The organism is Limosilactobacillus reuteri subsp. porcinus (assembly GCF_036621895.1).
GTDB classification, from domain to species: domain Bacteria; phylum Bacillota; class Bacilli; order Lactobacillales; family Lactobacillaceae; genus Limosilactobacillus; species Limosilactobacillus reuteri_J.
In genome coordinates this window covers 1-7905 of record NZ_LN887430.1, presented here as the reverse complement: position 1 = coordinate 7905, position 7905 = coordinate 1, and the positions used below count along the sequence as shown (strand labels likewise).

8 protein-coding genes and 1 other annotated feature are annotated in these 7905 nt (G+C 40.7%); all 8 genes read left to right on the top strand.

The features are described 5' to 3' along the window. Window positions 1–179: 179 nt before the first annotated feature. The 8 genes from AACL61_RS06670 to greA all read left to right on the top strand — a co-directional run bounded on the left by AACL61_RS06670 (window position 180) and on the right by greA (window position 7784). Window positions 180–956: a TrmH family RNA methyltransferase gene (locus AACL61_RS06670; protein ID WP_003668462.1), complete on the top strand. Its 777-nt coding sequence runs from the start codon at window positions 180–182 to the stop codon at window positions 954–956. Between the two features lie 64 nt (window positions 957–1020). Next, window positions 1021–1527, top strand: coding sequence for an HD domain-containing protein (locus AACL61_RS06665; RefSeq protein WP_003668459.1), 507 nt, complete (start codon window positions 1021–1023; stop codon window positions 1525–1527). Window positions 1528–1547: 20 nt separating this feature from the next. Beyond that, complete coding sequence (locus tag AACL61_RS06660; RefSeq protein WP_066035875.1) at window positions 1548–1886, top strand: winged helix-turn-helix transcriptional regulator; 339 nt, start codon at window positions 1548–1550, stop codon at window positions 1884–1886. 49 nt (window positions 1887–1935) lie between these two features. After that, window positions 1936–2143 (top strand) — a binding site (T-box leader). A gap of 37 nt (window positions 2144–2180) precedes the next feature. Beyond that, a complete protein-coding gene (pheS, locus tag AACL61_RS06655; RefSeq protein WP_035156926.1) occupies window positions 2181–3227 on the top strand; it encodes a phenylalanine--tRNA ligase subunit alpha in 1047 nt (348 codons plus the stop codon). Window positions 3228–3233: 6 nt separating this feature from the next. Further along, window positions 3234–5651, top strand: a complete 2418-nt coding sequence (gene pheT / locus AACL61_RS06650) for a phenylalanine--tRNA ligase subunit beta (RefSeq protein WP_339111156.1) — start codon at window positions 3234–3236, stop codon at window positions 5649–5651. 185 nt (window positions 5652–5836) lie between these two features. Further along, window positions 5837–6475, top strand: a complete 639-nt coding sequence (locus AACL61_RS06645; RefSeq protein WP_065533105.1) for a C40 family peptidase — start codon at window positions 5837–5839, stop codon at window positions 6473–6475. Between the two features lie 112 nt (window positions 6476–6587). Continuing rightward, window positions 6588–7244, top strand: coding sequence for a uridine kinase (udk, locus tag AACL61_RS06640; RefSeq protein ID WP_003668449.1), 657 nt, complete (start codon window positions 6588–6590; stop codon window positions 7242–7244). 63 nt (window positions 7245–7307) lie between these two features. Beyond that, window positions 7308–7784, top strand: a complete 477-nt coding sequence (greA, locus tag AACL61_RS06635) for a transcription elongation factor GreA (protein WP_003664064.1) — start codon at window positions 7308–7310, stop codon at window positions 7782–7784. Window positions 7785–7905: the final 121 nt, after the last annotated feature.

Sequence of the window (7905 nt, the reverse complement as noted above, 5' to 3'; positions counted from 1 at the left end):
GTATCAAGGCTTATTTAAGTGCACCCAAAATCTGGTCAAGACAAGCTAGTCAGTGATAATTACATCTTGACTTATTACCACATGACTTAATGAAAACTTATTACTTATTATTAGTTAATAACAATTGTACAACAGGAACATGGTATAATTTAATTAACAAGAAGGAGCATGCAAATTATATGGAACAATTAACATCAATTCATAATCAGCACGTTAAAGATTGGAAGAAGCTGCAAACCAAAAAAGCACGACGGCAGACTGGTACTTACCTGTTAGATGGCTGGCACTTAGTTCAAGAGGCATCCAAAGCGGGGATCGAGCTTTTAGAAGTAGTCGGAACAGCTGAACAATTAGCTGCCCATCCAGAGCTTGAAGGAATGGCTAACGCAACCTATGAAGTTACTGAAGAAATCATGAAGCATATTACTGATACGGTAACGCCTCAAGGGATTGCCGCGGTTGTTGCTTTACCAGATTCTCATCGGTTACCAGCAGGACCATTGCATGGAGCATGGCTTTTCCTCGACCGGGTTCAAGATCCAGGAAACGTGGGGACAATGGTGCGGACAGCGGATGCCGCAGGATTTACTGGGGTAGTGGTTGGACAACGCTCAGCAGACTTATTTGGTCCTAAAGTTGTTCGTTCAATGCAAGGAAGCCAATTCCACCTTCAAATGTTTGAGGGTGATTTAAGAAAGTGGATTGATGATTTTAAATCAATCAATGCTCCGGTGTATGGAACACAACTGAATCCCCAAGCCAAAAACTTCCGGACTGTTGATCCTGGTGATACTTTTGCCTTAATCATGGGCAATGAAGGGCAGGGGATGAGCGATGACCTTCTTTCACAGACAACTGATAACCTCTATATCCCAATGCGTGGTGAAGCCGAATCGCTTAACGTCGCTATCTCTGCAGGAATCTTAATGTTTCAGCTCAATCAAAATCTAGATTAAATTAATTTATTTTCTCGTTAAAATCGTGTATGATAATTGCAATAATATAGAAAAGGGGTATTACATGAAATCAAAAAATGAATGGCGCACCGATAAAGAGTATGTTTCAATCGTTGCCGATCTTTTAGCCCAGCCAGCTGTCCAAAAGCTAGCGAACTATACTCAGCATCATCACTCTACCCGCCTGCAACATTCTATTGCGGTTTCGTATGATAGCTACAAAATTGCTAAAAAAATGCATCTTGATTATCGCAGTACTGCGCGGGCAGGCCTCTTGCATGATCTCTTTTATTATGATTGGCGGACGACTAAGTTTAATCTAGGGACTCATGCTTTTATTCATCCCCGAGTTGCATTACGCAATGCTGAAAAGCTAACCCCGTTAAATAAAAAAGAAAAGGATATTATCCTTAAGCATATGTTTGGCGCAACGTTGGCAGTACCACGCTATCCAGAGAGCTTGATTGTATCGCTAGTTGACGATTTCGAAGCAGAGCATGAGTTCTTTGGACCGCTACGTGCAAAAATGCGTCGGAAGATTAAGAAACGTCGGATGCGAACAACTTGGTAGAGGAGAAGGAGAGTTAAATTATGGAACAATTAGTAGCAGAAAAGGCACTTGATGAAGACTGTAAACTTTGTCCAAAATTTACACGTACGTTTATGATCTTGGGAAAGAAATGGAACGGGTTAATCATTGAGGTGCTACTTAAAAATGGCAACATGCGGTTTAAAGATATTGCCAGTAGCATTGCGAAGTGCAGCGATCGGGTCTTATGCGAACGATTAAAAGAACTTGAAGACGAACAAATTGTTGTTCGGAACACTTACGAAGGTTCTAGTCGGGTAGACTATTCGCTAACTGAACGTGGTCAAGAATTGCGGCCAGTCATGGAAGCTGTTCACGCATGGAGTGACAAGTGGATTTAAAAATAACGCTTGACGCCTTACAGATGATTGTCTAGAATATGTAATTGAATTAAAAGCGATGATGAGAGCTAGTAGCTAGACGATCCTGTTAGAGAGTTGCAACCATGAGCTGAGAATTGCAATCAGTGATCTAAGGCGAATTTCACTTTCGGAGCTGATACGTAATGGTATTCCGGCCAATCACCGTTATTGATTACTAGAGTGTGTAGGATTTTCCCCTACAAACTAGGGTGGTACCGCGAAGCCTCGTCCCTATATTGGGATGAGGCTTTTTTTGAATTAAGGAGTGAAAATATGGGACTAAGAGAGAAATTAGCCGAACTTCGTGAAGAAGGATTGCAAGATATTAAACAATCAGAGGATTTAAAACGAATTAATGAAATCCGCGTAAAGATGCTGGGAAAGAAGGGGCCTATTACGTCGGTTCTACGGGGCATGCGTGATCTTAGTGCTGAAGAACGGCCTAAAGTAGGGCAATTTGCTAACAAGGTGCGGGATGAATTAGCAGCTGCGATTGAAGAAAAGCGTGCTGAGCTAGAACAAGCCGCCATGAACGCTAAGTTGGCAGCCCAAACAATTGATGTTACTCTTCCTGGAACACCAGTAGCACAAGGACAACCTCATGTTATTCAACAAATCATTGACCAAGTTGTGGACTTGTTTGTATCAATGGGGTATGAAGTAGCAGTTGGGGATGAAGTTGAACAAGAAGTTTATAACTTTGAAAAGCTTAACTTGCCAAAAGATCACCCCGCTCGTGACATGCAAGATACATTTTATGTTACGCCATCTGTTTTGATGCGGACACAAACGTCACCAATGCAAGCACGGATGCTCGAAAAACATGATTTTAGTCAAGGCCCACTAAAGATGATTTCACCAGGTAAGGTTTACCGGCGTGATACTGATGACGCAACTCACAGTCACCAATTCCACCAAATTGAAGGGATGGTTGTTGGTAAAAATATTACCATGGCTGATTTGAAGGGAACTCTTGAAGCAGTTGCGCAAAACCTTTTTGGTGACAAGTTGAAGGTTCGCTTGCGGCCAAGTTACTTCCCATTTACTGAACCATCAGTTGAGGCAGATATTACTTGTTTCAACTGTCTTGGCAAGGGTTGTGCAATTTGTAAACAAACTGGTTGGATTGAAGTTCTTGGTGCCGGCATGGTTCATCCAAATGTGCTTAAGATGTCAGGCGTTGATCCAGAAGAATACGGCGGTTTTGCCTTTGGACTTGGACCAGATCGTTTTGCCATGCTGAAGTACGGCGTTGATGATATCCGTAACTTCTACCAAAATGATGTCCGCTTCCTTAACCAATTTGACCAGAAAGGATAATGTGAAATGAAAGTATCATATCAATGGCTTCAAGAATACCTTGATTTAGATGTTGCCCCTCAAGATTTAGCTGAAAAGATTGCTCGTACCTCTGTTGATATTAATGACGTTTACTCACTAAGCGACGGATTAAAAAAGATCGTTGTTGGGGAAGTAGTGCAATGTGAAAATCACCCTGACTCAGACCACCTTCATGTTTGTCAAGTGGACGTTGGCGAAGAAGAACCGATCCAAATTGTTTGTGGTGCTCCTAATGTTCAAGAAGGCAAAAAGGTAATCGTTGCCCTTCACGGTGCGCGAATTGCTGATAACCAAAAGATTAAGCGTGGTAAGATCCGTGGTGTTGAATCAAACGGAATGCTTTGTGCTCTTCAAGAAATTGGTTTTAGCGACAAGATTGCGCCTAAAGATTACGAAGATGGTATCTACTTCTTACCAGACGATGCTAAAAACGGTGACCCCGTATTTAAGTACTTAGGGATGGACGACACGATCATCGATACAGACGTAACTCCTAACCGTGGAGATATGCTTAGTATTTATGGAAATGTTAATGATATCGCAGCCTTTTACGGGTTAAGGTCGCATTTTAAAGAAGTTGCAATTAAAGAAGAAGGGACTGAAAAGACAGCGGACCTTCTTCAAGCAGAAATTGCGGATACTAAGATTGCCTCAACTTATAAATTACGGGTAATTAAAGGTGTTAAAATTGCCGAAAGTCCATTATGGCTTCAAATTCGCTTATGGAACAGTGGTATTCGTCCTGTAAATAATGTCGTGGATGTGACTAACTATATCCTCCTTAAATATGGTCAACCACTCCACAGTTATGATTATGACCAATTATCTGGTAAAAAGTTTGGGGTTCGTCACGCTAATGAAGGTGAAAAGTTTGTTACGTTAGACGGGGATGAACAAACCTTAAAAGCAAATGATATTGTTGTAACTGTCGATGACCAGCCAGTTGCGCTTGCTGGAACGATGGGTGGAGAAGGTACTGCAGTAAGTGATGATACGACAACTGTTGCTCTTGAAGCAGCTATTTTTGATCCAGTAATGGTCCGGAAGCAAGCACGGCGCTTAGATCTTCATAGTGAATCCTCAATGCGGTTTGAACGCGGAATCAATCCAGCAACAGTTGAAACCGCATTGAATGAAGCAGCTGAGATGATTAAGGAGCTTGCTGGAGGAACGATTACAGCAGGAATTGTAACTGGTAGTGAAGCGCCAGCAGTTGATACCCCAATCAAACTATCTCTTGCAAAGATTAATCACGTTCTGGGAACTTCCTTAACCATGGAACAAGTTACTGATATTTTTGATCGCTTGGCATTTGCTTACACTGTTGATGGTGATGAGCAATTAACAGTGATTGCCCCAGCACGGCGGTGGGATATTAGCCTTGCAGCTGATCTTTATGAAGAAATTGCGCGGATTTACGGTTATGATAACTTACCATCTACTTTACCAACGATGACGCGTAACCGGGGAGGACTTACTCCACGCCAACGGTTTATTCGGGCAAGTCGTCATGACCTCGAAGGAATGGGCTTAACTCAAGCAATTAGCTATTCTCTCACAACTGTTGAAAAGGCTAAGCAATTCCAAATTAAGCCACTTGCTGAACCAATGAAACTTGACTTCCCAATGAGTTCGGACCATGTAGCTACCCGGATGAATATTGTTAGCGGCTTGCTTAATGATATTGCTTACAACGTGGCGCGGAATGTTGATAACGTAGCACTATATGAAGAGGGCCGGGTATTCTTGCCGATGGGGGATGAACGTCCAGTAGAACAAGAACACCTTGCAGCAGCTATCACTGGTCAAATGGTAGCTAATAGCTGGAATAAGAAGGATCAACCAGTTGATTTCTTCCAACTAAAGGGGATCGTTGAACGTTACCTTAAGAATATGGGAATTGCTGGTAAGGTTGCTTATGTTCCAACTAGTGATCGGCCAGAAATGCATCCAGGACGAACAGCCGATATTACGGTTGATGACCAATTAGTTGGCTTCATTGGTCAAGTTCACCCACAAACTGCTAAGGAATACAAGATTCCAGAAACATACGTATTTGAATTAAATCTAGAATCATTACTAGCTGCACCAAAGATTGAAAATGAATATACACCTATTAGTAAGTATCCTTCAATCACTCGCGATATTGCCCTCTTGGTTGATAATGAGGTTGAAAATGCAACGATTGTAGAGGCTATTAAGCAAAAGGGTGGTGCTTACCTGAAGGACATTCACCTATTTGATGTTTATGCTGGTTCTCACCTTCCTGCCGGTAAGAAGTCATTAGCTTACACCTTAACTTATCAAGATGATAAAGGAACGTTGACTGAAGACCAGGTAAACGCGGCCTTTGATAAAGTTACTGCTTACTTGCAAGATAAGGTTGATGCAGAAATTCGTTAAAAATAAAAAAGGCTGGAATTTTTCGGCCTTTTTTAGTGCAAATAATTATTTTTTACGTATTTATATTATAGGATCAATCGCTAAACTAATAATTAGTGGTTGAAGGACCTGAATTTTTCTGCTATTTTATTAATAGTTTGATAAAAAAATAAGAATATCTGATATAAAGAGGGATAAACGAAATAATGAAATCAACAACAAAGAAAATTCTTGCATCGTCGTTAGGGGTAGCTGGCGCAATGGCAATGGGTACTGTAACTGCTAAGGCTGATACAACTGTTACAGTTAATGCTGGCGATAGTTTAAACGGGATTGCGCAAAAGTATAATGTTAGTGCGGATGATATTGCAACCGCTAATCACTTGCAAAATAAAGAGTTGATTTTTGCAGGACAAAAGTTGACAATTCCAACCAAAGATAAAAATGAAACACCTGCTAATAACACCGAGAAAAAGGATCAAGCCAACAAGAACAGTCAAAGTCTACAAGATTCTGTTAACAAGGCAATGTCTTATTTAGGAACCCCTTATGTTTGGGGTGGTAATAAGCCAGGTGGATTTGATTGTTCTGGTTTGGTTCAATATTGCTACGGGATTCCTCAACGGACGACGTATGAACAACAAGCTTTAGGACCACATATTCACGATAATGTCTTAAACGCGCCATATGGGGCCCTCGTTTTTTATGGTTCTGATGATGCGCCATACCACGTCGCTATTTCACTAGGGGATGGTCGGATTATCCAAGCACCAAACGAAAATGAAACAGTCAAAATTACCGACCAACAATACTTCCCTGGAAATTACTATGTTGTAATGCATTAATCTCCTCTTTTCAGCTCGCCTTTAATAATTTAAATTAGTAATTATCTTGCGCATCACAAAAGAGTGCTATATACTATTTCAGATTAGAAAGTTTAATGAGGGAGACAAATTGATGAGTATTCAACAGAATAAGCGTCCAGTAGTTATTGGTGTTACAGGTGGTTCCGGTAGCGGAAAAACAACAGTAAGTAATAAGATCTATGACCAATTGCATGGGCAAGCGATCCAGATTATTAACCAAGATACTTACTATAATGATCAGTCAGATATGACAATGGATGAACGTAAAGCAGTAAATTATGATCATCCACTTGCATTTGATACAGATTTTTTAATTAAGCAGCTAACGGATTTGCGGAGTAATAAGGCTATTGAGATGCCGGTGTACGACTATACACAATATACGCGTTCAGACAAAACCGTTCATGTAGAACCAACCGATGTCATTATTTTGGAAGGGATCTTAATTCTTGATGATGAACGTTTACGGGATTTAATGGATATTAAGGTTTATGTTGATACAGATGATGATATCCGGATCATTCGGCGAATTCAACGTGACATGGTAGAGCGTGGGCGGTCTCTTGACTCAATTATTACTCAGTACCTGGCTACGGTAAAACCAATGTACCATCAATTTGTTGAACCGACTAAACGCTACGCTGACATTATTGTGCCAGAAGGTGGCGAAAACCAAGTTGCAATCGACCTGTTGTCTACAAAAATCCGCGATATTTTAGTAAAACGAGGACATACTGAATTACGATAGGTATTTACAAGCTAAAGTAGAAATGGTAATGTTGCACTGGATAAATTATGAGGAGTGTTTATAATGGCTGAAGAAAAAACTTTTCCAATGACCCTTGAAGGGAAGAAAAAGCTTGAAGATGAACTTGAAGAATACCGCTTGAAGCGTCGCCCAGAGGTTATTAAGCGGATAAAGATTGCTCGTAGTTATGGTGATTTATCTGAAAACTCAGAATATGAATCAGCAAAAGATGAACAAGCAATGGTTGAAAGCCGGATTGCGCAAATTGAAAACATGCTTCAATATGCTGAAATTATCGATAACGAAGATGTTGATAAGGATGAAGTATCAATGGGGCGGACAATTACTATTCAAGAATTGCCAGATGAAGAACCAGAAGAATACCAAATTGTTGGTGAATCAGAATCTGATCCATTTAACGGTAAGATTTCTAATGAATCTCCAATGGCAAAGGGATTACTTGGTCACAAAGTCGGCGAAGTGGTTGAAGTTGAAGTTCCTAACGGGACAATTAAGTTAAAGATTGTCAAGGTTGATTAATCAATACCTTTGTAAGCGAGATCGAGGAATGTAGTGAATTTCTCGATCTCGCTTTTCTTAGTGCGCCCGGCATGGGTATTAGCTAGGTGGTGAAAGTCCGCTATGGGCCGTAGTAGTTGGA

Bases quoted from the DNA above. Each gene is read 5' to 3' on its own strand.
- AACL61_RS06670 (WP_003668462.1), top strand. From the start codon at position 180: ATGGAACAATTAACATCAATTCATAATCAGCACGTTAAAGATTGGAAG.
- AACL61_RS06665 (WP_003668459.1), top strand. From the start codon at position 1,021: ATGAAATCAAAAAATGAATGGCGCACCGATAAAGAGTATGTTTCAATC.
- AACL61_RS06660 (WP_066035875.1), top strand. From the start codon at position 1,548: ATGGAACAATTAGTAGCAGAAAAGGCACTTGATGAAGACTGTAAACTT.
- pheS (WP_035156926.1), top strand. From the start codon at position 2,181: ATGGGACTAAGAGAGAAATTAGCCGAACTTCGTGAAGAAGGATTGCAA.
- pheT (WP_339111156.1), top strand. From the start codon at position 3,234: ATGAAAGTATCATATCAATGGCTTCAAGAATACCTTGATTTAGATGTT.
- AACL61_RS06645 (WP_065533105.1), top strand. From the start codon at position 5,837: ATGAAATCAACAACAAAGAAAATTCTTGCATCGTCGTTAGGGGTAGCT.
- udk (WP_003668449.1), top strand. From the start codon at position 6,588: ATGAGTATTCAACAGAATAAGCGTCCAGTAGTTATTGGTGTTACAGGT.
- greA (WP_003664064.1), top strand. From the start codon at position 7,308: ATGGCTGAAGAAAAAACTTTTCCAATGACCCTTGAAGGGAAGAAAAAG.